Genomic DNA, 24,967 nt, shown 5'->3' on the forward strand with positions numbered 1-24,967 from the left:
CAGTGAACCGCCAACAGTCAACAGTCAACCGCCAACAGTCAACCGCCAACTTCTACATCATCATTGTCAGTAGCCCTTGCTGACCGAGAATCATTTCTCGCAGCAAGCTACAGATACCGACCCAAATAATCGGCGTAATGTCCACCCCGCCGATCGGCGGTACAATCTTTCTAGTTACGGCTAAAAAAGGTTCCGTCGGCCAAGCAATCAGACTCAACGGCAACTTGCTCAGGTTCACCTCGGGATACCAAGTCAGGACGATCCGAAAAATAAACAGCAAGGTCATCACGACTAGGACAGAGCCCAGAATCCAACTTGCAACGGTAATACCAGTCATGGGTCTTATCTCGAAATTTTAAGTTTTGTTAAGTCAGCCCTTCAGAATTTTAACCGTTTCACAGGTGCGATCGAAAGTATAAAATTAATAAAAATCAAATTGTTGTAACAAAGGCTTTGAATCTATGACTCCTTCTCTCGCGAACTTCTTGTACAGCCTGCTGGTGGGCGTGGTGGTAGTAGTGATTCCAGCAACGATCGCCCTGATATTCATCAGCCAAAAAGACAAAATCAAGCGCACCTAAAAAGTCAGCGGGTTTCTAAGTCCGGCGCTGCAAGTCAATTGTGGGCTACAAGTCGGGCATTTCCCCGATCCGAGAAACCTCGGCTGCCAGCAACTGTCAAGGCAAAACCTTCAGTTGACTGCCAAGCTGAGGTTTTTTCCCGTTAAACTCATTATTATACTCACTTACCAAGCTGAAACCCTGACCGGACGCTGCCCCAGAAAGCACAGTCGGGCTGACAGACTTAATGATAGATGTAAAATCTAACTCGCTAACATAGGAAAGACATAGGAGATAGGCTAATGGTCAATTTAGGATTGAACTGGAGCAGCCTGTTAGGGATTATCCTAGCAGTAGCAGGGGCAGGACTGTATTTTCTGCGATCGTGGCGTCCCAAACTAGCCCGAGACCACGATATTTTTTTTGCAGCAGTCGGCTTGCTGTGCGGCGGTATTCTGTTATTTCAGGGGTGGCGGCTTGACCCAATTCTGGCATTCGGTCAATTTCTGCTCACCGGTTCCGCCATATTTTTTGCAGCAGAAAGTATTAAGCTGCGAGGAGCGACCACAGCCCAAGCCAAAAGTCGCGCCCAATACGTAGATGAAGAGCGACCGGTCAGCAACGCCTACGGTTACGACGGCTACGATGCCGAAATGGAACAGCTAGAACCAGAGGAAGACTATCCGCCGCGTCCCCGCATCAGAGGCAGCCAAGACTACCGTTCCTCTCGGGAAGCCTACGACGACGAACCCCGCCGCCGCCCCTCGAATCGCAACGGCAGCGTTAACACCGGACGGCCCGACTCGCCCGATCGATCCTCGCGCAAACGTCCCTCTCGCCCAGAAGCCCCGCCTGCCCAAGAGTCGGACAACTGGGACGTTTCAGACAACCCCGAAGAAAGACCGACCCGCAGCCGCAGCAGTCGCCCCCCTGCTTCGGAAAACCGCAGTTCCGATACGCCGCCGAGAACCAAAAAACCCCGTCCTACGGAATCATCGAGGTCTCGCCCCAGCAACCGCGACGTGGAAGCACCGCCGTCAGATTACGTGGAGTATCGACCTGTAGAATACCCGGAAGACCAACCGGATAATTCCCCCAGTTTCGACAAATAGGCAAACACTAAGTAGATGGGTGAAACTAAACTTTTCTCGTACCCGCAGGCAAAAAAATAAGTTGCGTTTATTGATGCCCATCTACTTATTCTCAGATATTAGACTTATTGCTTAAAAAGACTGTAAATTGCGAGTGTGAAACCGCATAAAAACGCAGATATACACAAATAAAAGCTAATTTTTTTTAAAATTTATTTTGACAATCAAGCATCCAGGATACAAGCCCCCGGATTCATTCCGAAAGCAGACTCAGGACGGCTCAATAAAAAACCTGTATCCGATAAAGGAGTCCCCGAATTTATTCGTGGGGTCAATGCTTCAATTCTTTAATCTCAGGAAGGAAAATTCAATAACTTAGAATGCGTGATGGTTCTTGTGGGATGGGCGTCCCGCCCGTCCAGAAAGGGCGGGCTATAAGCCCAACCCTACTCCCCACTTTCAAGAGTGTAAATTATTTAATTCGCGATCCTAAAATCTAAAATCTAAAATCTAAAATCGATTGACATACCGAATCTGTGGAACTAATCGACAGCATAATAATCTAAAAATAAAATCCCAAATCTCAAATCAGCAAGATGCCATTACTCGAAATAGGAGATCCGGCTCCCTGGTTTTCCATTCCTTCTACAAATAACCCCTTATTTCATTTCCAGACTGTTGGCGGCCGGCGAGTCGTCCTGTTTTTCTTTGCCAGCGCAGCTTTTGAACAAATCCAAGTTATCCTCAAAAGCTTTCAAGAGCTTTCAGAAGAATTCCAAAGCTTGCAAGTACCGCAGTTCGGAGTGAGCGTTGACCCAGCAGACAAAGAACAAAACAGGCCAACCACAATTGCTCCATCATTCATCTTTTTCTGGGACTTGGATAAAAAAGTCAGCCAGCAGTACGGTGTTTTCCGAGATGTCGAAGAAAATGGAGTTGCCGGAGTTCACTATGCACCCCAAACTTTTGTACTCAACGAAAACCTTCAGGTAATTAATATTTTGCCGATGGGCGAACCGCACCAACACGCCCAGCAAGTATTAGATTTTCTCAAAACTTTGCCCCCAATTGAGGAAGCCCGAGCAGCCACTCGCCACGCTCCGGTGTTGGTAATTCCTAACGTTTTGGACAAAGCATCTTGCCGCAGTTTAATCGATATGTACAAAACTCACGGTGGCAGTCCTTCCGGCTTTATGAGGCAAATAGGCGGGAAAACAGTTGGTCTGCACGACGACACTTTCAAGAAGCGCCGAGATTTCTTTATTGAAGACCCGAAGTTACAGCAGCGATTGAGTGCGATTATTTGGCGCCGGGTGCGGCCGGAAGTAGAGAAAGCTTTTCAGTTTACAATTACCAGGTTTGAGCGGTATTTGGTGGGCTGTTACGATGCTGACAGCGGCGGTTATTTTCTGCCGCACCGCGACAACACTAGCAAAGCTACGGTGCACCGCAGGTTTGCGATGACGCTAAACTTGAATGTGGGAGAGTACACGGGGGGATTTTTACGGTTTCCCGAGTACGCGCCGCACGGTTATAAAGGGGATTGTGGCACGGCGATTATTTTTTCGTGTTCTTTGCTGCATGAAGCGACGCCGGTGATTAGCGGCCAGCGTTTTGCTTTGCTGTCTTTTTTCTACGGCAATGAGGATGCCGAGGTACGACAAGCTAATTTTAAGTATTTAGCTGCTGATTCAGATTCCCGAATTGGAGAACCGGCGTAAGGAATGTCACTACCGTGGTGCAAGTCCTAAAATAATTAGAGAAGGTAGTTAGCGGTTAGCCACAAAACCTAATTCCTAGCTACCGATCGCTAAATACTAAATCGATCCCCATGAATTTCAAACTTCTAAGTTTAGCAGTATCGGGAATTTTAACGGTTGGGGTTGCAGCCAGCGCCAGTGCGGTTGTTACCACATCCCCTGTGCGGCAATCAACAGATTTAACGGAATTTAACTCGGTGCATTCCCAGGGTGCGATCGCCCAAAATGTCGAAGAACAAACCAATATTCGAGTCTACGAAAAGGCTAGTCCGGCGGTTGTTACGGTTGATACAGATAAATCTAACGGCAGCGGCACAATTATCAGCCCCGACGGCATGGTGTTAACTAACGCCCACGTTGTTTCGGCAGGCGGTACCGTCAATATCATTTTGTCAGACGGCAGAAAACTTGTCGCCGATGTCATTGGATTCGGCGAAGAAGGTCTAGACTTAGCCGTGGTGAAGATTCGCGATCAAAACAATTTGCCCACCATTCCTTTAGCCCGTCCCGGTTCGGTGAAAGTCGGGCAACAAGCATTTGCGATCGGCAATCCCTTCGGTCAATTTCAAGGTACTTTTACAGTCGGAATCGTCAGTCGCATCGACCAGCAGCGGGGCTTAATTCAAACCGACGCCGCCATCAATCCCGGCAATTCAGGAGGCCCACTGCTCAACAGTTCAGGAGAATTAATCGGCGTCAATACTTCTATTTTTACTCGCGGCCGGGGCGGTGGCAATATCGGTATCGGTTTTGCAATTTCCGCAGACAAATTACCCGCTTTCCTGACAGCAGTGCGAGAAGGGCGGGCTCCCCGCGTGGCTCAAGCCCGATCGCCCTTTGGTGGCAACAAATCACCTCAAAAAGTTGCGTTAAACGGGCCCGCCGTCAGCGGCATCCTCACCGAGAAGTCTAGCGTTCTGCCCACCGACAACAGCTTTTTTGACCTCTACTCGTTTGAGGGAAAAGCGGGCCAGCAAATCACAATAGAAATGAAAAGTCAAGAAATTGACCCTTATTTAATTTTGCTCGGGCCCAACCAACGCGAAATCGCGCAAGACGATGACGGCGCAGGCAGGAAAGACGCCAGAATTACAGTCAGGCTGCCAGCAGACGGGACTTACACGTTAGTGGCAAATTCCTACCAAGCTAAGCAGTCAGGGGCTTATACGTTAGAACTGAAAGCGAGTGCTCCTACCGCGCCTTCTCGGGCGATTTTGCAAGAAGAAGGCGCTTTAGTCGCAGGCGGCCCAGTATTGCCGTCTGACAACAGTCTGTATCGAGAGTATACTTTTGAAGGTCGATCGGGTCAGTCTGTAGCCATTTCCCTCGAAAGTACAGATTTCGATCCCTATGTGGCTATCTTTGGCCCTAACGGCCGATTAGTGGCAGAAAATGACGATGGGAGCGATTCGACTAAAAATGCGTTTCTGACCGTTACTTTGCCCGCTACGGGTCGCTATCGCGTAATTGTCAATGCTTACGATGCTGCGGGCCGGGGTCGTTATACTCTAACAGTCCGGTGAAAATGGGGAAAAAGGTAATGGGTAATCGGGAATTGGTAATTGGTCGAATTATTCTGCTTCCTGCTTCCCTGCATCCATTAAATCTTGTACAGTGCTCGTTGCCGAACTTCCTTCTTCCATCCGTTAAATCTTGTACAGAATCGTTGCCGCACTTCCTTTGTCCCATCCGTTAAATCCGTTACAGAATCCGTTGCCGAACTTCCTTCTTCGTTGCAAATCGAGGTAATTCATGCGTCAAGTTAGATTTTGGGCGATCGCGCCAATTGCTCTGGTAGCTACTTTTTCTGGCAAGCCGACTGTCTCCCTGCCAGTTTCCAATTTAGGTGGAGTTGCTAACAGTAGTTCCACCCTCATTTCAGCAGAATTTCCTCAAAATTTAACTGATGCGAAGCCTGCTGGCAAGGCGGTTTTAGCTCAAGCAAGCCCCAACCCGTCGCCATCACCACAAAGTTCGCCAACTCAGAGCCCAAGTGTAGAACCTCGATCGAGTCCTGATGCGGGTTCATCTAAAGTCCTTTTAGAGCAAAACGGAGAACTCAGCCCTGCTAAGTCTTCTGTACTGCCCTCGGACAGCAGTTTGTACGATGAGTATACCTTTGAAGGGACTCAGGGTCAGAAAGTGGTTGTTACCGTAGAAAGTACCGAGTTTGATACTTATCTCGCTATTTTCAACTCCCAGGGCGAGCTACTTGCAGAAAATGATGATGCAACGCAGCAAAATTCCAATTCAGAGATTTCTGTTACCTTGTCTGCGAACGGTCGCTATCGCGTCATTGTCAATGCTTACGATCCGCCTCCAAAAGGTAGAGGCAAGTACAGTTTAACCGTCCGTGAAACAACTGGAAATTAGTTTGATATCATGTCCGCTCGAACGATTAAAAGGGCGGGTTTTTGAGATTGTCAATTATTGGCAGATATTTTTCGTGAACCCGCCCCTACCGTATTAGGGGTCATCGACCGAACAGAATATGAACTAAACTTCGGAGTCAGGGCACGGCAATACCGTGTCCCTATAATTCAAGGACGATCGCACTACAAGCAACTGCGATCGACTTTGGTAAATTCATATGTTTGTATGCCACTATAAATGTTATAACTTTTTACTTCTAATAATTTGATAAAGTGTATTTCCAATAACTATTAAAAATCCAATGGAAGCTGAAATATAGATAATTTTTCAGCTTCCATTTTTAATTAATTTTGATTAATTTAACGCAGACCCAGCCAGGTAAAAAAATCCTGACGGGTGAAGAATTCTAGCAGCAAAAGTCCCACGAACCCCACCATCGCAAATCGTCCGTTGATTTGTTCGGCGTAGGCATTCCAGCCAAAGGCTGGTTCTGGTTTTGGGGTATTTGGGGTTGTCGGTTTTGGAGATGGAGGAGTTTGAGCAGTCATTTAAAAGTTTTAAGTTTCGAGTTTTGAGTGATGATTTTTGGGAAGCTTTGCGATCGCACAACTTGTAATTTACCAGGAAAAGGACAGCCGATCGCTAATCTGCTGACTTTTCTAAACTTTGAACCGATTCGATCAGATTTCGCACCGTTTCGGTACCTTCTGAAGGCTCAAAAAACAGCGGGAACTTGCCGCGAGCGATCATTCTCAAACCCAACGGGCCCAGACTCAGCAAACCTTTAACGTCGCGGAAGTAGTTTCCTACTACTTCGATGCCAAATTTCCGCTCATCTATCCAGCCACCTTCTTTGACAAGATCGATTAAAACTTTGCGGTGGCGGATCGATCGACTGGCTTGGTCGTCTTTGCGATCGAGAATCTCCTGTTTAATCTTACCAATTTGATCCATCGGCGCAACTTCCATCGGACAAACCGAGTTGCAGTAATAACAGCGGGTGCATCCCCAGACGCCTGCGGTGCCTTCGTTGTATTTTTCTAGCCGATTTTCGGTTTCGCTGTCGCGGGAGTCGGCGATCGTGCGGTAAGCTTTGGCGAGGGCGTGGGGGCCGACAAATTCCGGGTTAACTTCGCGGGCGTTGCACTCAGAATAGCACGCGCCGCAGAGGATGCAGTTGCCAGTTTGGTCGAGTTTCGATCGCTCTTCTGGAGTTTGCAGAAATTCGCGTTCTGGAATTGCTCGCGAGGCGGTGCTGATATATGGTTCAACTGCTTCTAGGTTGTCCCAAAAACTGGTCATGTCAACAACCAAATCTTTAATGACCGGCATATTTCCCATTGGGGCGACGGTGATTTCTGGGATGAAATCGGTAGGCATTTCTGCTGAGCTGGAATGGGCTATTTTTTGCAGTCTTGCCAGTTCGCTGGCCACATTTTCTTTGCAAGCTAATGCCGAGCGACCGTTAATTCGCATAGAACAACTGCCACAAATTGTATTGCGGCAATTTTTGCGAAAAGCTAAAGTGCCGTCGTGTTCCCACTTGATGCTGTTGAGGCAGTCGAGGATGGTATTGCTCTCTTCCACATCTAAGGTGTAACTGTGAACCCGGGGAGCCTCGTTTTGATTTTGGCGCACTACGTTAAAGCGGACTTTCATATTTTGAGTAAGGAATTTAGTTTCTATTTTAAGCTGACTTTTCTGGCTCTCTCGAAAGCTATTATTTTTTTTAACACCTACCTAAAGTTAGAGATTTAACCAATTTTATTATTGCTTAATAAGAGGCAATAAGTCCAAAGTCATAAATTCTAAATGATAACTTTTTTAAGCGGATTTGTGAGCTATTAATTGGAGATAAAAGTAATTAATCGCTGCAATTCGCTAGGCGGAGGTGCGTGATGTCCAGCTTGTTTGTATTAACTTTCATGTTTTCCACACCGGCTTTTTGTCTGGGTCTGCTAAATCCTCAATGGGTGGGACTGGGAACTCGCAGGCGATCGGCTGCCTTGTACGGCGGCTTGATGGCAGTTTCGTTCGTTTTGCTTGGGGTTACAGCACCTAATGCGCCACAACCAGTTTCATCGGGGCTGCTGGCCTCAACTGAATGGCCAGAATTTAGGGTAAGCGCACCTTTGCGCTGAACGTAGCTGGGTATGCTTCTCACTTTTTTGGCAGCATTACAAAGAATTTTACCAGGACTTACGCCCGGTTGGGGCGAGAAACGTAGTTTTTTAAGAAAAATACTTGGTTATACTCATTTACTGCAATTAAAAACCCCGGTTTATAGGCGTCGGAGTGCGATCGCGAACTGTAGGAAAAAATCGTGGGTTTAGTAAGAAGAAATACACTCTGAAACCCGGTTGCACCAGGGTCGGGTGTCCAAGATTCGAGTTTACTTCGTAAATCCTAGGGATTTGTGAGTTTGCCAGCAGATAAATAAGGAAGTTAACTTCTCAGGAGTTAGGCACAGGGATTAAAGAAATCGGGTTGTTTAAACAGATATCCTTCGTGCTTCACCTCGTATTTGGGTAAAATAAACCCGGTTTCTGCGTCCTGGATTACTTCTATTTTTTACGGGTATAAAGTCGCGATGTTTAATTTTTTCGTCTTAAGCTTTCTCTTGTCGATACCTGCCTTATTTCTGGGTATTGTTAATCCGAAATGGGTGCACCAACCCGCAAGCGATCGGCCGCGATGTACGGCGGGTTGATGGCGGCTTCGTTTGTACTTGTTGGCGTCACCGCACCCAATCCGTCTCAGGAAGTTTCAGTGGCGCCTCCGGCCCCAACCGATCGGCTAGAATCATCTCAAACCGCTAAGCCATCACCGCTTTCGGCAGTGCCGACACCCAAGCCGGAGACTGTGAAAACGCCGACACCAACACCGAAACCTGCAATTTCTCCTGCCGCACCTGCACTTGCCAAACTAGGGCCCGATCGCAAATTGCCATCTTCAGTCAAATCTGTTGAGCGAACCGCAGAGATTGCTATTGATGCACAGCAGCCAAAGGAAGATACCAAGAAAGTTATTTATGAGTCTTCTAAGCAGAAGGTTAAAAGTGCCGATTTTCCGAGTTGCGTTAACTCGGATTGCAACTGTTCTGACTTTGCGACTCAAGCTGAAGCGCAGCGAGTGTTAGAGGCATATCCGGGCGATCCGTTTAAGCTCGATCGAGATCAAGACTCGATCGCTTGTGAAACGCTGGGTTAGATTTGATCTGCCAAAATCCTCGGTTAATAATGAAGGCTTTTTTCGGTGATTGTACGAATTGAAGAACGCAAATCGATCGGCTAAACTTGTCTAATTGTTGAGCTTGCGGTGCGGATGCAGCTATGACTTACAGCTTGAGAATTGTCGATTTGCCAACGAGTGAACGGCCACGGGAACGGCTGATGGCGGGTGGCCCGAAAAGTTTGGCGACTGCGGAATTGATTGCGATTCTCTTGGGTACTGGTCAGGGAAAAGGCAAACTTTCCGCCGTCGGGCTCGGACAGTATATTTTAAATCAGTTGAGTTTGCATTCCCGTGATCCTCTGGCTGTGCTACGCACTATTAGCGTTCAGGAGTTGACGCAGATTCACGGGATTGGCCCTGCTAAGGCGACTTCGATTTTGGCTGCTGTGGAGTTGGGGAAGCGGGTATTTCAGTCGCGGCCACCGGAAATGGCGGTGGTTGACTCTCCGCAAGCGGCGGCTGATGCCCTGAGTCAGGATTTGATGTGGCAGTCTCAGGAACGTTTTGCTGTGGTGCTGCTAGATGTGAAAAATCGGCTGCTGGGTACTCAGGTAATTACGATCGGCACAGCAACGGAAACTTTGGCTCACCCACGGGATATTTTTCGCGAGGTGATCCGCCAGGGGGCGACGCGGGCGATTATCTCGCACAATCACCCCTCCGGGATTGTGGAACCAAGCCCGGAGGATATTGCTTTAACGCGACAGTTGCTGGCGGGAGCGCAGTTTTTGTCGATTCCGCTACTGGATCACTTGATTTTGGGGAATGGCGATTTTCGGAGCTTGCGGCAGACCACGACGCTTTGGGAGGAGTATCCCCAGGGTGATTGAACTCTTCTACTTAACTAATTTCATTACTATCATTAGTTATTTGTATCTTTGGGCTCTGCGACGGCTGAATCAGCCCTGACAGCAGGCAAATTTTCCGGCTGGAGTCCCCCGCGATAGCCTGTTTTGGCTGAATGTCGCTGCTGATACTGCGTTTCGAGCACAACTCGGTTAATGTAGTATAGGTAGGCTGAAGAGGTCGCTAATCCGATTTTTTTTGAGCATACTAAACGTATACTGAACCAGCACCTAAAGACCCACTTATTAAGAAATTATTAAATGGGATGTAAAATACACGGTGTGGTGATAGGAGGAGAACTGTGTTTCTGAGACTTGCAGAACAACACCGTAAATTCGTTCAAGATTTGGTAATGAACCTCCAAGCTTTAGCGATCGTGCTAGAGCATCGGGGTTATCTGGCGTCCTGCTACACTTGCGGGGGTCAGATGAACAGTGCCTCATTTATGGTCAGTTTGACGGACAACCATCTGATTCGATTTTTAGTGTCAGATTACGGTATCACTTGGACTGAGATGCGGGACGACCGCGAACTGATGAAACTAGAAGGTGCAGAAGCGATTAATCAGTTACAAGAACTGGCAAATCTCGTAAAGTATCAAATCCAACCTTCGGAAGCTACTTTAGCGACGGCGCAGTGAGTGTAGCGATTGCACGGTTCCGAGGAAGGCGACGCAAGAAAGTCACTGCTTGTCTGCTAAAACCGAATCCCCAGCTAGTTAGTTGAGAGGGTTCATTTAGGTGCACAGCGATGGCTGCTCAACAGCCAAGGGTCCTATCAGGGTGCCTTGAGACAGTTTAGCGATCAGTCGATCGAAGTGAGCCTGGGCAGACGGCATACTTGATGCCAGAAGTCTCAAACTTGGAACCTCTAGTTTTTTTTCAGCAGTTGATTCTCCCTTGAGAACGATTAGCAAAATGTAGAAGTGTGACGGCTCGTCGGCTGCGATGTTAATTTCTCCCTTTGGCATTCACAAGTCAAGGAATTGAAATTAACTTTAAGCAGGCAGGTATAATTTAACATCCAGAGTGAGGATGAGGCTGTGAAGATTGGGCAAAAGGCAGCCCACCGGGTGTGATGTGCGGGCGAATGGCGTTTATTTTTGCTCTTAGATTTAGCCTATCAGGCTAATAATTAACTTGAAGCAGCATCACTGCTGTAAAACATCTCACAGCCGGCCCAAGCCGGCTAAGTTTTGCGTATATCTAGGCTTTTGGCCAATGTTGGGCTGTTAGGTTAAACGGCTCTTTGAAGTGCACGATCGCACTTGCTACACTAATATTTTATAATATTTTAATGATTAGTCCGAAAATATTTATCGCCAAGTTTGGAGTCAGTATCAAATGGTAAATTTAAGCGAACTACTAGAACCCATCGCCAGTCAATTTCGCAGTCTAGGAATTCCCGAACCAATTACCCATTGGGGACACCCTGTAATGATGGGGATCGTGGTAGTGGCGATGGGCAGTTTTGTCGGGTATACGGGATGGCAGGGACGTTTGGCCACCGATAAAGATGTCGCACTCAAAAGTCGCTCGGATCACCGCAAGCTTGCACCGTGGATGTTTCTGTTTCTAGCTTTGGGCTATACAGGCGGCTTGCTGTCGCTGGTGATGCAGCACCAGCCAGTCATGGAAAGTCCGCATTTTTGGACGGGTTCGGCAGTGCTGGTTTTGCTGGCTATTGGCAGCTTGATTTCGCTAACGGGTTTTGGGGGCAATAAGCTAGCACTGCGCGCGGTTCACGCTTATTTAGGCACGACGGCCCTTGCACTTATGGTGCTGCACGCGGCTTTCGGTTTAAAATTGGGGCTGTCTATTTAGAAGAAGACTTATCAGGCAGTGGTAGTATATGTAGGGTCGCAATGTGTACCCTACATACAGAGGTTATATGAAATCCTCTCTTCATCGGCATTATTCGTCTCTCTCTCTTCTCTTCCTCTGCGTTCTCTGCGTTCTCTGTGGTTAAATCATTCCGATATAACCGGAATTGATATTATGTGTTCTGGACTGAAACCAACTCTACTTTGGACAGTAAAAATTGCTAATTACTTGCTAATTAATGAATCAAGCAACGGGTGTCATTTTCTGTCTTTCCTACATTTTGGGATTGATTTCTACAGCGGTTTCTTGGGGTAGATACGCGATACTTGCTTTGGGAATAGCGGTAGCGATCGCCCTGCCGAAATTGTTGCGAAAATATACTAAAAATTCTGTCAAAGTTACTAAGAAAAGACGCAGCAGACAAAAAGAAAATGCTCTTGAAGCACCCTTAGATGCGAGGGAAGAGTTGAGTTTGTTGGAGATCCTGCCGCGAGGGAAATGGGTGTGGGCAGTTGCGGGTTTGGTGGCATTTCTAGCTAGCGTTTATTTTGCAGTTCGATCGCCCCAACCAGCAATAGATGACATCAGCAAACTGATTCCGGCGGTTGGAAACACTCAAGAAGTGGCAGTGACAGTTCGCGGTAGAGTTGTCAGTACACCTCGATTGACTCGATCGGGTCGATCGCAATTTTGGCTAGAAACAGATTTAGTTAGCGAAATCAACGGCGGCGAGGGAGGAGCAGTCGTAAACCGCCCAGTATCCGGTAAACTCTACGTTACAGTGCCGCTGTTGCAAACAACGGGTTTGTACGCCGACAATACGATCGCAGTTGTGGGTTCCTTGTACAAACCGCAGCCACCGTCGAATCCGGGGGCTTTTGATTTTCAAACATATTTAGCCAGAGAAGGAGCTTTTGTCGGACTCAAAGGCCGTCAAATTGACTGGAGGAGAGAAAAGGCGATCGCGGATGTAAATCGAGTTAACAGCCAAACGGCTGCTTTCTTGGAACCAAGCGGGATGCAGCCATCGAAAATTCAAGCGATGCGGCAGCGGATCGTGCGATCGCAACTATCGCAGTTAAATGTTCCCGAAGGGCCCTTGATCAGTGCGATCGCCCTCGGCAAACAAGCAGTAGATTTACCTTACAACATCCGTGACTCTTTTGTCCAGGCTGGATTAGCCCACGCGATCGCAGCTTCCGGCACTCAAGTTTCGATGGTTTTGGCTTTAGTTCTAGCTTTAACCAGGCGTTTTTCCAAACAATTACAATTTAGCTTTGGCGTCGGTGCTTTATTTTTGCTTGTGGGATTAACCGGCTTTGAAGCTTCAGTATGCCGCGCCGCTTTAATGGGATTTGGAACATTATTTGCTTTGGTGCTGAACCGCCAAGTTAAGCCGCTGGGATTGCTGTTAATCGCTGCTACTATTTTACTGCTGGTTAACCCTTTGTGGATTTGGGATTTAGGTTTCCAACTGAGTTTTTTGGCAACTTTGGGGTTAATCGTGACAACGCCGCCATTGATGGCAAAATTGGACTGGATGCCGCCCGCGATCGCTTCGATTGTTGTGGTTCCGATCGCCGCTTCAGTTTGGGTGCTACCGCTGCTACTTTACGTTTTTAGCGTGGTATCACCTTACAGCATTTTAGTTAATATTATTGCGGCTCCTTTGCTGTGGATTTTGAGTATTGGGGGGATGGTTAGCGCTTTAGCTGGATTGATTTTTCCGCCGGCTGGCAGTGTTTTAGCACAACTGCTGGACTATCCGGCAAAGGGGTTAATTGCGATCGCCCAATATTTCTCGCAATTACCAGGTAATTCGGTAGCTGTCGGTCAAGTATCGGTGTTTCAGCTAATCGCGCTTTACAGTTTAATTTGCTGGGTTTGGATCGGGGGAAGTTCGGCAACGAGCAAGGTACAGGAGGTAACGGATAGAAGGAGGAAGGAAGAACAAAGACGGAAGCCGGAAGCAGTCCGAGGAAAAAATCAGGAAAAGGGGAAAGGGAAGAAGGGGAAAAGTAGAGTTATTGCGCTGCCGAGTTTTTCATCTGCTTGGATTTTACCGCTGGCGCTGGTGGCGGGAATAAGTATCATAGTTTTGCCAGCTTGGCACGTTCAATCATCTTTATTTCAAGTTACTTTGCTGGCGACATCTGGCGAACCAGTGTTAGTAATTCAAGATCGGGGAAAAGTGGCGCTAATTAATAGCGGTGATGAAAATACCGTAAGGTTTACAGTGTTGCCTTTTTTGCAGAAGCAAGGAGTTAATTCTGTGAATTTTGCGATCGCCACTCACGGTCATTTAGGTTTGAGCAGTGGTTGGGGAAAATTACTAGAACGCTTGCCAATTAAAACATTTTATGATAATAATGCTCCGAAACAAATTCACCGTGGCAGCAATCAGGAATTTATAACGGCTGTGCAATCTCGCCAAGGCGTTTACTTTCCTTTAGAAACTAACAGTACAGTTGATCTGGGTTCGACGCGGTTGCAGTTGGTGAATGCGGAGATTCCGGTGGTAGAATTCCTGGTGGGAAATCGAACTTGGTTGCTCGTCGGTGAAATGACACCGGAAGCGCAAAAAAAATTGGCAGCAACGGGAACCTTGAAGCCGGCTCAAGTGCTGTGGTGGTCGGGAAAAACCTTGACTGCCGAGTTATTGGGCGCAGTTGGGCCGCAAGTGGCGATCGCATCTGCTAACGAAATCGACCCAGAAACCGCCGCCCAACTGCGCCAAAGCAAAACCCAAATATTCTGGACAGGGCGCGACGGAGCCCTCCAGTGGACTCCTGCTGGGGGATTTAAGACCACTCTGGAATCAGAAGAAAATCAAACTTCTTTTTTATAAAGATTTACAATGTGGCGCACTGTGCGGTAATATACTTTTAGCTCACATCTCAAATCAATTGGAGAGGTGGCAGAGCGGTTGAATGCGGTAGACTCGAAATCTACTTTAGGGGTAACTCTAACGTGGGTTCAAATCCCACCCTCTCCGTACATCCCTTACTACACAAGGCTTTGAGGTTATCACCTTTTTTAGCCATCTCTGCAATTTATCGGCAGTGGTATACGAAAGTGGTATACAAACCACTCTTGTATACCACTTTTTGCTTTCACTCCACCCCTTCTGTGGGCGATCGGTCAAGACAAAAGTATTTCTAAAATTGCCTCGAAATCTATTTTAAAGGCAACTCTAACGTGGGTTCAAATCCAACCCTCTCCGTACATCTCAGCGTCAAGCGCGCACCTTATTAACCTAGGGTGCGCGCACCTGATTATATTATGAAATTTAACTCCACAATCTCCGTAGCATGATAGCTGCTTTCATTTCGGTGAGGATGGGGGAATTAGTCTAGATTCTTTGTTTCCCTAGTCCATAGTCGCTAGTTCCTAGCACGAAAACCCCTAGCCTGTTGCTCGTTCCCCGTGCCCAGTTTCCTGTTTCTTCTAATAACGTAGCCTGTAATTGCGAGGCGGCGCTAATTGCGCTAAAGCCCTACTACGAAATGCTCACGCCGGAATACAAATCACAAACTCCGAACCCTGACCGAGGGAAGAATTGACTACTAATGTACCTCCATGTTTTTCCACAACAATTTGGTGGGCTATAGACAATCCTAATCCAGTTCCTTGACCCACCGACTTGGTAGTGAATAAGTGGTTAAAGATGTTTTCCTTGACTTCTGCCGACATCCCCACTCCATTATCCTTAATGCGAATCAAAACCTGATTGTTGGATTCGCTCAGAGCAGTTTGAACCGTGATTTGATTAGGTAGAGCTTTAATTTCACTAAAACTCCGCCCCTTATTGGACTCCTCCAGAGCGTCAATCGCATTAGCCAGCACATTCATAAATACCTGGTTTAACTGTCCGGGAAAGCATTTTACGAGGGGCAAGTTACCATAGTCTTTCACAACTGCAATGGCAGGGCGGAACTCGCTGGCTTTTAAACGGTGCTTGAGAATTAGCAGAGTGCTTTCGAGTCCGTCGTGAATATTGAAAGAAACTGGTCGATCGCTATCAGCCCTGGAAAACGTTCTCAAACTCGTACTGATATTGCGGATGCGATCGACTCCCTCCTTCATCGAGCCAATCAATTTGGGCAAATCTTCTCGCAAATACTCCAAGTCCATATCCTCTATTTCGGCTTCAATTTCCACTCCCGGATTGGGAAATTTTTCTTGATACAAATCAATCAAATTGAATAAATCCCCCACGTATTCTTGAGCTGGCTGTAAGTTGCCGGCGATAAAGCCTACGGGATTGTTAATTTCGTGGGCTACACCTGCGACTAAATTTCCGAGAGCAGACATTTTTTCACCCTGTACCAATTGCAACTGCATCTGTTTGAGATCGTGGAGAGACTGTTCTAGTTTTTGGGCATATTCCTGGGATTGCTGATACAGTCGGGCGTTTTGTAAGGAAATTGCTGCTTGGGAACACAGGATATTGAGGATGGCGACGCGATCGCGCGTAAACGCCCCCGTTGTGAGATTATTCTCTAGATACAGAATCCCCATTACTTTGCCTTGATGGAGAATCGGAGTGCATAATACGCTCTTGGGTTGGTGCTCAATGATGTAAGGATCGCCAGCCCAGGTGGTTTGAGTGCTGGCACGATCGAATACCAGGATTTCTTTTGTACGTTTGACGTAGTTAATGATGTTCAGAGGAATTGCTTTGCTTTCTTCAACTAGAAGTGATTGCAAGTCACAATCTTGGCGATTTGTACAGTGTACGGCAACTCTCCACTTTCCACCTTCCTCCAAAATTAATGCTCCGGTTTGTGCTCCGGCATTTTGCACTACTACTTGCATCAAAGTAGTTAACAATTGCTCTAGTTCTATTTCACTGGAAAGAGCTTGAAAAGCTTTGATCACTGTCGGCAAATCTACTAACTCCAAACTGCTGGTGCTACCGATAATTGTTCTATTCGTGTTAGATAGAGATGATTCACTGCTGGAGGTGTGAGTTGTTTCGGTCGGATTCTGGCGAGTTCGCTCCTGTTGCAGGATCACAGCAAGCAATTCGGGGTAGCGCTGTTCTAGATGGTCAATCTTTGCTTTGGCTCCCCACTTTGCGTAAGCATAGTAAGCATCAATTAAATAGGGTTTTGCCAGTTTTTGTTTGCCCCATTCTAAGTAGAATTTTGCAGCGAGTTCGTGAGCAACTGCTTCTTCGTTGATGTACTCGTTTTCTTGGGCGAGGGCAATAGCCTTGTCGTACATCTCGACCGCTTCTATTTTTTGGTTTAAAACCCGATGCTGTTCTGCCTCAACTAGATAGAATTTATGCAGATGATTCATGGGGGCATGATGCGCCCATTTCAGCATTTTTTCTTGATTAGCTTGTACTCTGTCGAGAAGTTCCTGTTGTTCGGACTCTGGAGTCTCAGAATAAACCGCCAATCTCACTAGAGAATCGTATAAATAGAAGATTGCAACACTTATCTGCCCTGAAGCGGCGCTCAAATAACTTTCTATTTGAGCCATATTTTTAAAGGCTTCCGGGTAATTATCCAACAGATAACAAAGCACAAGTTTGTGCAAGTATAAGTAATGAATGCCCAGGTAGTTATTGGTTCGCTGATATAGTTGCAGCATTGTCTCTTCGTCGTAGGCTTCTCCCTTTAAAAGGCATGGGTTTTGCGATCTTCCTATCAAGTTCAAAACGGCTTGCCAACAAATTTTTTGATAAGAAAGTGCTGTGTCCTGGTGAATTTTACTAACGGCATCTGCGTAGCTTGCTATCTCTCGTTCGAGTTGGGTTAGCTGCCTGCCAATAAAATACGAATAATAACTGTATTCATAGATAGCATAGCCAGCAAATTCTAACTCTCCAGTTTCCAGCCCACAAAAATAATCTGACAGCAAAGGTTGTAAGGTATTTCTGAGGTGTTCTTTCCAAGGTTGAATACCAGAATGCACCATTGCGGATGTCTTCGCTTGGATTTCTTTGGCATTTAATTTTGACACTAGACGTAAAGCAAGTTCACCTAATTGATAGCCCCGATCAATATCTCCCATCCCACAGAGAAGAAAACTATATATGGCAAAAGCATAGGGAGACAAAGAAGCATTGCCATATTGGACAGATAAATTGACCTGTTTGCAAACTACCAAAGGCACGAGTGGCGGCAACGCTACGTAGGCAGGAGAAAATAGGCTTGACAGAATCGTTATAGTTGCTAGTTGTTGAGGAGCTGTCATCAGAGGAAGATCGATTAAATCCTCAATTCGCTTCTCATTCAAAATTGCCGCAGTTTCGCCTAATGCCTGCCCAATATCCGACGGATTTGGCTCCGAGGGAAACTCTACCCCCAACAGTTTTAAAACTTGTAGTCCTGTATTCAGCGCTTCCTGTAACTTATTTTGCGCCATACAAGCTTGCATCTGGACTTCATATACTTTCACTTTGTCCAGTAGCATTTTGGCACAGCTTTCCACGACTGATGCCAATTCTTCCATCCGCTCAAAGTCACCGCACAGATATGCCGCTTCTGCTGCTTCGGTATACAGCGCTAATGTTAGTTCGTATTGACTATGCCAACTATTTTCTGTCAGTAATTCCTGGCCAACCTTGAAATCTTCAACCGCAGCAGCATAAGCGGTAGCAGCTTTGGCTTTCTTTCCAGCAACCAGATTCAATCGTGCTAATTGTTCCCGTTCTGCCTCCTGGGTAATTAGCTCAACTCCCACATTTAAGTGATTGACAATATCAAAAATTCTTTCTTCTCGATCGGCTTCTGGCGTATTCTTTAATAACAGTTGACCAATTTTTAAGTGAGTAGAACGCTTTTGGTCTTCAGGAATGAGGGAATAGGCTGCTTGTTGAACGCGATCGTGTAAAAAATTATATTTGGGTAATTGGTCATGGGTAATTAGTAATTGGTCAGATTTCTTTTCCTTAGCGATTACCGATGCGCTATTTCCCTCTGGTTGATAAAACTTATAAACTTCGCTAATGGGTAAAATTAGCCCGTCTTGTAGTGCTTTCCATAAAGCCGATGCGGTTTCTGTTGGCGAATTTTCATCAACAATTGCTAACGTCGCCAAATCGAACTGATTGCCAATACAAGCAGCTAACTTTAAAACTTCCTGTGTCTGGGCTGGCAACTTTCGCAACTGAAGTGCCATAAATTCTACAACATCATCTGTTAGTGCCAAGGTTCGCACTCGGGCAATATCGCACTGCCAATACCGAGATTCAAAATTAAATTCAATAAGCCCATCTTCCTGCAAAGATTTGAGGAATTGTGTGCTGAAAAATGGATTGCCTTGGGTTTTCTGATAAACGAGTTCTGTCAAAGGCTGAGCCAACGCTGTAGAACAAGCTAGAGTATCGGCAACTAAACAATTTACGTCGGCTCTATCAAGTGGTGCTAAGGTAATAGTATTCACCTTTGCTTCAGTTTTTTGAATCTCTGCTAACGTCAGCATCAATGGATGTGCTGGAAAAACTTCGTTATCCCGATAAGCTCCAATTAAAAAGAGATAGCGGTTATCAACGTCGCTCATCAGCAGTTGAATTAATTTTAACGATGCTGAGTCAGCCCATTGCAAATCGTCCAAGAAAAGCACTACAGGATGGTCTTTTGTTGTGAAGACTTGAATGAATTTTTCAAACAACAAATTGAAGCGATTTTGCCCAGCACTTCCCGAAAGTTCGGGGACTGGCGCTTGCTGTCCGATAATACGTTCTAGTTCAGGAATGACTTCAACGATTACCTGAGCATTCTCGCCCAAAGCAGCCAAAATATCCAACTTCCATTGTTCTACTTTAGCATCGGTTTCCGATAGCAGTTGTCCCATTAAACCGCGAAAAGCTTGGACAAATACTGTAAAGGGAAGGGTGCGTTGAAATTGGTCGAATTTTCCTTTAATAAAGTAGCCTCGCTGTCTCACAATTGGTTTGTGAACTTCGTTAACGACAGCGGTTTTGCCAATGCCTGAGAAACCGGCAACGAGCATCATTTCGGTGCTTCCGGCACTGACGCGCTCGAAGGCCGATAGCAGGGAGAATACTTCGCTTTCTCTACCGTACAACTTTTCTGGGATTATGAAGCGATCGCACAAATCTCGTTGTCCTAATTTAAAGGATGCAATCTCTCCCTTTTCTCTCCACTGCTGCCAACAAGTTTCTAAGTCATACTTGAGTCCGCTGGCACTCTGATAGCGCTCTTCTGCATTCTTCGCCATCAGTTTACCCACTATCTCAGACAGTACCGGAGGAACTGCTGGGTTGAGTTCATGGACGGGAATAGGTTGCTTTGCCAGGTGGCAGTGTACCAAATCCATTGGATCGTCTGTTTGGAAGGGTAACTTTCCTGTTAGTAATTCGTAGAATGTGACTCCCAGAGAGTAGAAATCTGTGCGGTAATCAATGCCTCGGTTCATTCGCCCAGTTTGTTCGGGAGATATGTAAGGTAAAGTGCCTTCGAGGACATTGGGATTTTGAATTTCTTGGGTTTCGCGCGGCAGCAGGGAAGCGATGCTCAAATCAATCAGCTTGACTTCTTTACTGGTGGGGTTAATTAGAATGTTGGCGGGCTTGAGGTCTTTATGGATGACGTGGTGGCGATGAAGGCCGTCAAGGGCGTTGGCAATTTGAATCGCCATAGGAAAAAAATCGTTAACTGGCAAGCCTTCTAGGGTTTCGTTGCTATCGGATGCTAGACTAGCAAGGTAGCTACATAAGGAAATTCCGCCAAAGTCTTCCATCACCAGAGCATAGCGGTTATGATAGCTCTCCAGGCTGTATGCCTTGACAGTGCCGGGGATATTTAAGTTTTTAGCAATTACGTATTGGTTGCGGAAGTGAACCAGTTCGTTGAAGCTGGGAAAGTCATTTCGCAGTAATTTGATCGCGACGGGTTGCTGATCACAAGAGCGAATACCCCGATAAACTAGAGTTCGATTGCCTGCGTATATTTGCTCGTTTATGTGATATCCTAGAAAAAAATTTGTGATGTTAGCCATATCTACGTATTCCTACTGCTTCTGTCAAGTCTGAAGCTTCTGAGAGTTACTATCTACTATTTTCGCTCGCTCTGCTTTAGTATTCAGTGAATTACATTTTTCTTAATATATTGGGGAGAGATAGTTATGAAAGCAAGAGTTTAAAACAATACTTGAATTGTTTATGTAAGAGCTGTTTATAGTTGAGTTAATACTAAGTAGAAGATGAAGAAGGCTAAAGCTGATTGAACGACAGCCGTTGATAGAAGAGGAATTTAAGAGGCTAATCAGGTACTTAAGAGCATTTTTAAAACCGATGCTTGAATGCGATCGCCTATAAAAACTAATCTCTAGTTTACATCATAATTTAATGTCATTAGTACAATTCGGGTGGATCGGAATTTAAAGCGGGAAGCAGAGGAAATTGAGTTGGTGTGTCAGATTAGGGATAAATTGGGATTCATGGGAGCGCCCGCCGAATTATTTCTCCAACTGCCACAACAAGCTGCCCACTCTAATAAGTGAATCAGGTATTAAATGCCAAAATTCAGGAGCAGACTATGGAACTAGCCCAAGTCAATTATATTTGGCCACTCACATACTTACAATTACCAATTACCAATTACCCCTTTGATTTTTTCACTTCCAATACCTGCGCCAGTGAAACAAATTCTCCCATAAATTGCGCGAAAAAGTATTGCGACCCAAGCGCTGCGACTCCCAAACGGCAGCAGTTTGACCGTTAATTGCCGAAAAACTCGACCAAATATAAGGAAGTTGGGCGATCGCCTCAACCTTCATCCCGTGACGCACAGCCAAAGCGATCGTGTGAATCAACTCAGCAGCTTGCGGCCCGACAATACTCGCTCCCAACATCTCCCCGTTGCGACGCCCGACAATCTTACAAAAACCAGTTGTATCCCCGGACATTTGAGCTCTTTCAACATTCTTGAAATATTCCCGACAAACAATCAGATCGTCTCCAAAACGGCGCCTTGCTTGCGCTTCAGTCAAGCCAACCCTCGCCAACTGTGGATCGGAAAAAATAGCCCAAGGAATCCCACGATAATCTATTTGAAACATTGGCAAAAACAAAGCATTTTTCACAGCAACCGCAGCTTCGTAATTAGCGATGTGAGGGAACGGATAACCCCCAGCAACATCGCCGATCGCGTAAATGCGATGATTAGTTGTTTGCAGCTTTTCATTTAAAATCACCCCCCGATCGCTGAATTTAACCTTAGCCGCTTCGAGATTTAACGATGAAAAATTGTGTCCTCTACCTGCAGCCAGAAAAATCTCCTCAGCTTCGATAGCCCTTGGCCCAGCTTGAATCCACTTTTTACCCTCAATCACCCTAGCTTGAGTCACCTCAGTAGCAGTAAGAATCCGCACTCCTTCAGCTTCCATTCCAGCTTGCACCAAACCAGCCGCCTCCCGGTCTTCTTTAGCCAAAATGTGCGAACTTTTCACCACCAAAGTGACAGCAACCCCTAGGCGAGCAAAAGTTTGAGCCACTTCGACACCGCTGGGATCGGCACCGATTACAGCCAAACTTTTAGGCAACTCTGGAAGTTTGGCTAATTCCCCGACAGTTTCCGAAGTAAAAAAGCCAGCAGACGAAAGTCCTTCAATATTGGGAATCGCCGGCAGAGTTGGACAAGCTAGCAAATAACAGAGCGATCGCAATTTCCTACCGCCGACAACAAAAGCCAAATCCGGTTTCGCCACAAACTCGCCACTGCCAAAAATAACATCGACCCCGCGAGCAGCTAAAACGCCGAGAGAATCAATTTCTGACAAATTAGAAACAACATCATCTGCCCACTTGAGAACCCCGTCAAAGCGCAATTTGAGTGGCATGGAGGAATTGGCGACTTCCCAACGCACCCCCAACTGCTGGCGGCTGATCTGCTGGGCAAAACGAGCAGCCTCCCTCAAAGTTTGGCTGTATCTCAAACCAAGGTCGATCGACTCTTTCCCTCCAGTCGGCAAATCTTGGGAATTACTTAGGGGTTCCACCAAAGCAACGCGAGCCGGGAAATTAGTTGCAGTCAAAGCAGCATAACGTCCGGCCGGAGTTCCACCAATAATCACTAAATCATAGTCAAGCATAAATAAAGAAGTCAGTAGTCAGTAGTCAGTAGTCATTAGTCAGTAGTCATTAGTCATTAGTCATTAGTCATTAGTTAGTAGTCATTAGTTAGTAGTTTAGGAGGATCTGCGCGCGGGGTCAGAAACCCGGTTTCTTCCTAGATACTTCGCTGCAAAACCCAAGATTTTTAGCCATCCTCGCATCATTTGTGAATTTCTTACTCCCTCCCCTTTATAAGGGGAGGGTTGGGGTGGGGTCAAAAGTTTACGACTCCTGCAAGGATTGCTATATCATAGAAACCGGGTTTCTTGGGGATGTCCGCTCAAACGACCAATAAAATCGGTTTGTTAACTTTTATTGGTTGTCAACTGTCAACAGTCAACTGACAACAGTCAACTGTCAACAGTCAACAGTCAAAAGTCAGCTAACGAATAACTTCGGAAAGTCCAGCAATCAACCGCAGATTGTCCGCCCTGGAGCGCACAGCCACCCGAAAAAACCGATCGCCCAACTCAGGAAAACTTAAACAATCCCGAATCAAAATCCGGTGTCGTTCCAAGAGACTTTTTTGAATCGAAGAAACCGACATGGACGACTCAACCAACAAGAAATTAGCCGCCCCGGCAATTGGCTGCAAACCCGGTAAATTAGCCAAACCCTCAAATAGCTCTCGGCGAGCAACAGGCAGCCAATCCCAGGTTTGCTGCTCAAAAACAGTATCTCGCACCACAGCAGCAGCAGCAGCAGCAGCCAAAGCATTCACAGGCCAAGGATCGCGCAGTAACTGCCAGCGGCGCAGAATATCGGGATGGGCGATCGCGCAGCCCAACCGCAGTCCCGGCAGAGAATAGAATTTAGTGAGCGATCGTAAAATCACCAAATTCGGAAACTCCTCAACAGCATCGATCAAAGTTTCCTGCTCAGAAGGGGGTAGAAAGTCCATAAAGGCCTCATCCACCACCACCATACCTAACTGCTTCACATAAGGCAAAATCGCCTCCCTAGCAAACAGCAAACCCGTAGGATTGTGCGGGTTATTCAGTAGCAAACCACGTCGAGAGGGGGCATCGAGAGCAAGAGGAACTGGGATACGAAAAGAAGGGGAGACAAGGGAACGGTTAGAAACCGACAAATCATCCGTTACTAACTCGTTTCCTGCCCCAACGTCCAACGATTTCAGATCCAACTCAGATGTGGCACCATTCTCAATTAGTTGTTTAGGAACAGGCAAGATGCCTGTTCCACAAGAAAATTCATCTCTTGTGGAATGGGCATCTTGCCCGTTCTTGACAATGGTGCAAGATTTAATATCCAAAGGGCATTTGATCACCTGCGCGCCGAAAGCCGAAAGAGCCCGCGAGTAATCGCCAAAAGCCGGAGTCACCAAATAAGTCCCCTCCAGCTTCGACAAATCCCAAGCCGCCCAAGTCAACAATTCCGCCGAACCATTCCCCGGCAAAATCCAATCCCGGTCAACATTCAAAGCCTCACCCAAAGCAGTCCTGAGTTCTCCATAATCCGGGTCTGGGTAAGCCGTCAGACTGCTCAAGTGTGATTGAATCGCAGCCAGGGCCGACTCAGGAGGACCCAAAGGACTGATACTCGCAGAAAAATCGACAATAGCAGAGGCAGGGCAGCCTGCCAGTGTGGCTGCCCAAGCTAAATTCCCACCGTGTACAGGTCTAATCAAGACTCAGTTCGCCAGCTATTCCGCGTTTTTCGGCGGTGCAACTCTGTCCTTAAACAACTTCCCTGCGGAAAATGCAGGAACTCTGGTTGCCGGGATTTCCATCTTGTCCCCAGTTTTGGGATTGCGACCCTCGCGGGCCTTGCGTTCCCGCGACTCAAACGAGCCAAAACCGACCAGCGTCACCTTGTCGCCATCGGAGACAGCTTCCATGATTGCTTCCAGGGCCGCACTCAAAACAGCATCTGCCTGTTTTTTCGTCACGCTAGCCTTTTCCGCCACTGCATCAACCAATTCACCTTTGTTCATTGCGAACTCCTTCTCGATTTGCAAAATTACGTTAAACAGAGTTAGTTCAACTATTAGCTGTGAGTTATCAACTGGATTGAGGTGTGGATTGGGAGGTTTGGGTGGTTCCCGATTGCTCCCGTCCGCTTCCCCGAATCACAACTCCTGCTGAATACCAATTACCCTAGGGTAATTGGTCAGAAAAGGAATTTTTGTTTCTAACTGCTGAAAACCCCACAGCATCTAATTTTC

19 protein-coding genes and 1 tRNA gene are annotated in these 24,967 nt (G+C 46.6%); 12 read left to right on the plus strand and 8 right to left on the minus strand.

Annotated elements, in window-relative coordinates:
* Window positions 1-52 precede the first annotated feature (52 nt).
* Window positions 53-337, minus strand: a complete 285-nt coding sequence (locus QUB11_RS07685; protein WP_006634856.1) for a YggT family protein — start codon at window positions 335-337, stop codon at window positions 53-55.
* 124 nt (window positions 338-461) lie between these two features.
* Here QUB11_RS07685 and psbX point away from each other — a divergent pair, with 124 nt between their 5' ends.
* The 5 genes from psbX (at window position 462) to QUB11_RS07710 (ending at window position 5,784) form a co-directional block, all read left to right on the plus strand.
* Window positions 462-581: a photosystem II reaction center X protein gene (psbX, locus tag QUB11_RS07690; RefSeq protein ID WP_190741405.1), complete on the plus strand. Its 120-nt coding sequence runs from the start codon at window positions 462-464 to the stop codon at window positions 579-581.
* Between the two features lie 281 nt (window positions 582-862).
* Complete coding sequence (locus tag QUB11_RS07695; protein WP_333198422.1) at window positions 863-1,672, plus strand: Ycf66 family protein; 810 nt, start codon at window positions 863-865, stop codon at window positions 1,670-1,672.
* A gap of 575 nt (window positions 1,673-2,247) precedes the next feature.
* Complete coding sequence (locus tag QUB11_RS07700; protein ID WP_333198424.1) at window positions 2,248-3,372, plus strand: redoxin domain-containing protein; 1,125 nt, start codon at window positions 2,248-2,250, stop codon at window positions 3,370-3,372.
* A gap of 110 nt (window positions 3,373-3,482) precedes the next feature.
* Entirely contained in the window at window positions 3,483-4,934 is a 1,452-nt protein-coding gene (locus QUB11_RS07705; protein ID WP_333198427.1) for a trypsin-like peptidase domain-containing protein, read from the plus strand.
* A 229-nt stretch (window positions 4,935-5,163) separates the two neighbouring features.
* Window positions 5,164-5,784, plus strand: coding sequence for a pre-peptidase C-terminal domain-containing protein (locus tag QUB11_RS07710; RefSeq protein ID WP_333198429.1), 621 nt, complete (start codon window positions 5,164-5,166; stop codon window positions 5,782-5,784).
* Between the two features lie 359 nt (window positions 5,785-6,143).
* On the opposite strand, the gene QUB11_RS07715 is transcribed toward QUB11_RS07710, so the two are convergent.
* Together QUB11_RS07715 and QUB11_RS07720 are read right to left on the minus strand one after the other, a co-directional pair.
* Entirely contained in the window at window positions 6,144-6,332 is a 189-nt protein-coding gene (locus QUB11_RS07715) for a chlorophyll a/b-binding protein (protein WP_333106934.1), read from the minus strand.
* 94 nt (window positions 6,333-6,426) lie between these two features.
* Window positions 6,427-7,443: a succinate dehydrogenase/fumarate reductase iron-sulfur subunit gene (locus QUB11_RS07720; protein ID WP_333198431.1), complete on the minus strand. Its 1,017-nt coding sequence runs from the start codon at window positions 7,441-7,443 to the stop codon at window positions 6,427-6,429.
* A 239-nt stretch (window positions 7,444-7,682) separates the two neighbouring features.
* Between QUB11_RS07720 and QUB11_RS07725 the strand changes: the two genes are divergently transcribed.
* The 4 genes from QUB11_RS07725 to QUB11_RS07740 all read left to right on the plus strand — a co-directional run bounded on the left by QUB11_RS07725 (window position 7,683) and on the right by QUB11_RS07740 (window position 10,504).
* On the plus strand, window positions 7,683-7,925 hold the full coding sequence (locus QUB11_RS07725) for a hypothetical protein (protein WP_333198433.1): 243 nt from the start codon (window positions 7,683-7,685) through the stop codon (window positions 7,923-7,925).
* 520 nt (window positions 7,926-8,445) lie between these two features.
* A complete protein-coding gene (locus QUB11_RS07730) occupies window positions 8,446-8,994 on the plus strand; it encodes an excalibur calcium-binding domain-containing protein (protein WP_333390210.1) in 549 nt (182 codons plus the stop codon).
* 122 nt (window positions 8,995-9,116) lie between these two features.
* Window positions 9,117-9,848 carry a RadC family protein gene (gene radC / locus QUB11_RS07735; RefSeq protein WP_333390212.1) on the plus strand — a complete coding sequence of 244 codons (732 nt, stop codon included), beginning with the start codon at window positions 9,117-9,119 and terminating at the stop codon, window positions 9,846-9,848.
* A 317-nt stretch (window positions 9,849-10,165) separates the two neighbouring features.
* Window positions 10,166-10,504, plus strand: a complete 339-nt coding sequence (locus QUB11_RS07740; protein ID WP_015176985.1) for a DUF1815 family protein — start codon at window positions 10,166-10,168, stop codon at window positions 10,502-10,504.
* Window positions 10,505-10,600: 96 nt separating this feature from the next.
* On the opposite strand, the gene QUB11_RS07745 is transcribed toward QUB11_RS07740, so the two are convergent.
* Window positions 10,601-10,834, minus strand: coding sequence for a hypothetical protein (locus QUB11_RS07745; protein WP_333390214.1), 234 nt, complete (start codon window positions 10,832-10,834; stop codon window positions 10,601-10,603).
* A gap of 373 nt (window positions 10,835-11,207) precedes the next feature.
* Between QUB11_RS07745 and QUB11_RS07750 the strand changes: the two genes are divergently transcribed.
* From QUB11_RS07750 to QUB11_RS07760, 3 genes are all read left to right on the plus strand, one after another.
* The gene (locus QUB11_RS07750; protein WP_333055125.1) at window positions 11,208-11,687 is read left to right on the plus strand and encodes a DUF4079 domain-containing protein; all 480 of its coding nucleotides are present in this window, start codon (window positions 11,208-11,210) and stop codon (window positions 11,685-11,687) included.
* Between the two features lie 238 nt (window positions 11,688-11,925).
* Window positions 11,926-14,535, plus strand: a complete 2,610-nt coding sequence (locus tag QUB11_RS07755) for a ComEC/Rec2 family competence protein (RefSeq protein ID WP_333390216.1) — start codon at window positions 11,926-11,928, stop codon at window positions 14,533-14,535.
* A 60-nt stretch (window positions 14,536-14,595) separates the two neighbouring features.
* Window positions 14,596-14,682: transfer RNA gene (locus QUB11_RS07760), tRNA-Ser, on the plus strand.
* Between the two features lie 515 nt (window positions 14,683-15,197).
* Here QUB11_RS07760 and QUB11_RS07765 read toward each other — a convergent pair.
* The 4 genes from QUB11_RS07765 to QUB11_RS07780 all read right to left on the minus strand — a co-directional run bounded on the left by QUB11_RS07765 (window position 15,198) and on the right by QUB11_RS07780 (window position 24,754).
* Window positions 15,198-20,666, minus strand: a complete 5,469-nt coding sequence (locus QUB11_RS07765; protein ID WP_333390218.1) for an AAA family ATPase — start codon at window positions 20,664-20,666, stop codon at window positions 15,198-15,200.
* A 618-nt stretch (window positions 20,667-21,284) separates the two neighbouring features.
* Window positions 21,285-22,760, minus strand: a complete 1,476-nt coding sequence (locus tag QUB11_RS07770) for an NAD(P)/FAD-dependent oxidoreductase (protein WP_333198445.1) — start codon at window positions 22,758-22,760, stop codon at window positions 21,285-21,287.
* A 404-nt stretch (window positions 22,761-23,164) separates the two neighbouring features.
* Window positions 23,165-24,430 (minus strand): threonine-phosphate decarboxylase, encoded by a 1,266-nt coding sequence (locus tag QUB11_RS07775; RefSeq protein ID WP_333198447.1) that lies wholly within the window; start codon window positions 24,428-24,430, stop codon window positions 23,165-23,167.
* 15 nt (window positions 24,431-24,445) lie between these two features.
* On the minus strand, window positions 24,446-24,754 hold the full coding sequence (locus QUB11_RS07780) for an HU family DNA-binding protein (protein ID WP_333198661.1): 309 nt from the start codon (window positions 24,752-24,754) through the stop codon (window positions 24,446-24,448).
* Window positions 24,755-24,967: the final 213 nt, after the last annotated feature.

It is taken from the genome of Microcoleus sp. B6-A1, assembly GCF_036705085.1.
In the GTDB taxonomy this organism is placed as follows: Bacteria; Cyanobacteriota; Cyanobacteriia; order Cyanobacteriales; family Microcoleaceae; genus Microcoleus.

What these genes read in the sequence shown, in the direction of transcription:
- QUB11_RS07685 (WP_006634856.1), bottom strand. Translation starts at nt 337, where the DNA reads ATGACTGGTATTACCGTTGCAAGTTGGATTCTGGGCTCTGTCCTAGTC.
- psbX (WP_190741405.1), top strand. Translation starts at nt 462, where the DNA reads ATGACTCCTTCTCTCGCGAACTTCTTGTACAGCCTGCTGGTGGGCGTG.
- QUB11_RS07695 (WP_333198422.1), top strand. Translation starts at nt 863, where the DNA reads ATGGTCAATTTAGGATTGAACTGGAGCAGCCTGTTAGGGATTATCCTA.
- QUB11_RS07700 (WP_333198424.1), top strand. Translation starts at nt 2,248, where the DNA reads ATGCCATTACTCGAAATAGGAGATCCGGCTCCCTGGTTTTCCATTCCT.
- QUB11_RS07705 (WP_333198427.1), top strand. Translation starts at nt 3,483, where the DNA reads ATGAATTTCAAACTTCTAAGTTTAGCAGTATCGGGAATTTTAACGGTT.
- QUB11_RS07710 (WP_333198429.1), top strand. Translation starts at nt 5,164, where the DNA reads ATGCGTCAAGTTAGATTTTGGGCGATCGCGCCAATTGCTCTGGTAGCT.
- QUB11_RS07715 (WP_333106934.1), bottom strand. Translation starts at nt 6,332, where the DNA reads ATGACTGCTCAAACTCCTCCATCTCCAAAACCGACAACCCCAAATACC.
- QUB11_RS07720 (WP_333198431.1), bottom strand. Translation starts at nt 7,443, where the DNA reads ATGAAAGTCCGCTTTAACGTAGTGCGCCAAAATCAAAACGAGGCTCCC.
- QUB11_RS07725 (WP_333198433.1), top strand. Translation starts at nt 7,683, where the DNA reads ATGTCCAGCTTGTTTGTATTAACTTTCATGTTTTCCACACCGGCTTTT.
- QUB11_RS07730 (WP_333390210.1), top strand. Translation starts at nt 8,446, where the DNA reads ATGGGTGCACCAACCCGCAAGCGATCGGCCGCGATGTACGGCGGGTTG.
- radC (WP_333390212.1), top strand. Translation starts at nt 9,117, where the DNA reads ATGACTTACAGCTTGAGAATTGTCGATTTGCCAACGAGTGAACGGCCA.
- QUB11_RS07745 (WP_333390214.1), bottom strand. Translation starts at nt 10,834, where the DNA reads ATGCCAAAGGGAGAAATTAACATCGCAGCCGACGAGCCGTCACACTTC.
- QUB11_RS07750 (WP_333055125.1), top strand. Translation starts at nt 11,208, where the DNA reads ATGGTAAATTTAAGCGAACTACTAGAACCCATCGCCAGTCAATTTCGC.
- QUB11_RS07755 (WP_333390216.1), top strand. Translation starts at nt 11,926, where the DNA reads ATGAATCAAGCAACGGGTGTCATTTTCTGTCTTTCCTACATTTTGGGA.
- QUB11_RS07765 (WP_333390218.1), bottom strand. Translation starts at nt 20,666, where the DNA reads ATGGCTAACATCACAAATTTTTTTCTAGGATATCACATAAACGAGCAA.
- QUB11_RS07770 (WP_333198445.1), bottom strand. Translation starts at nt 22,760, where the DNA reads ATGCTTGACTATGATTTAGTGATTATTGGTGGAACTCCGGCCGGACGT.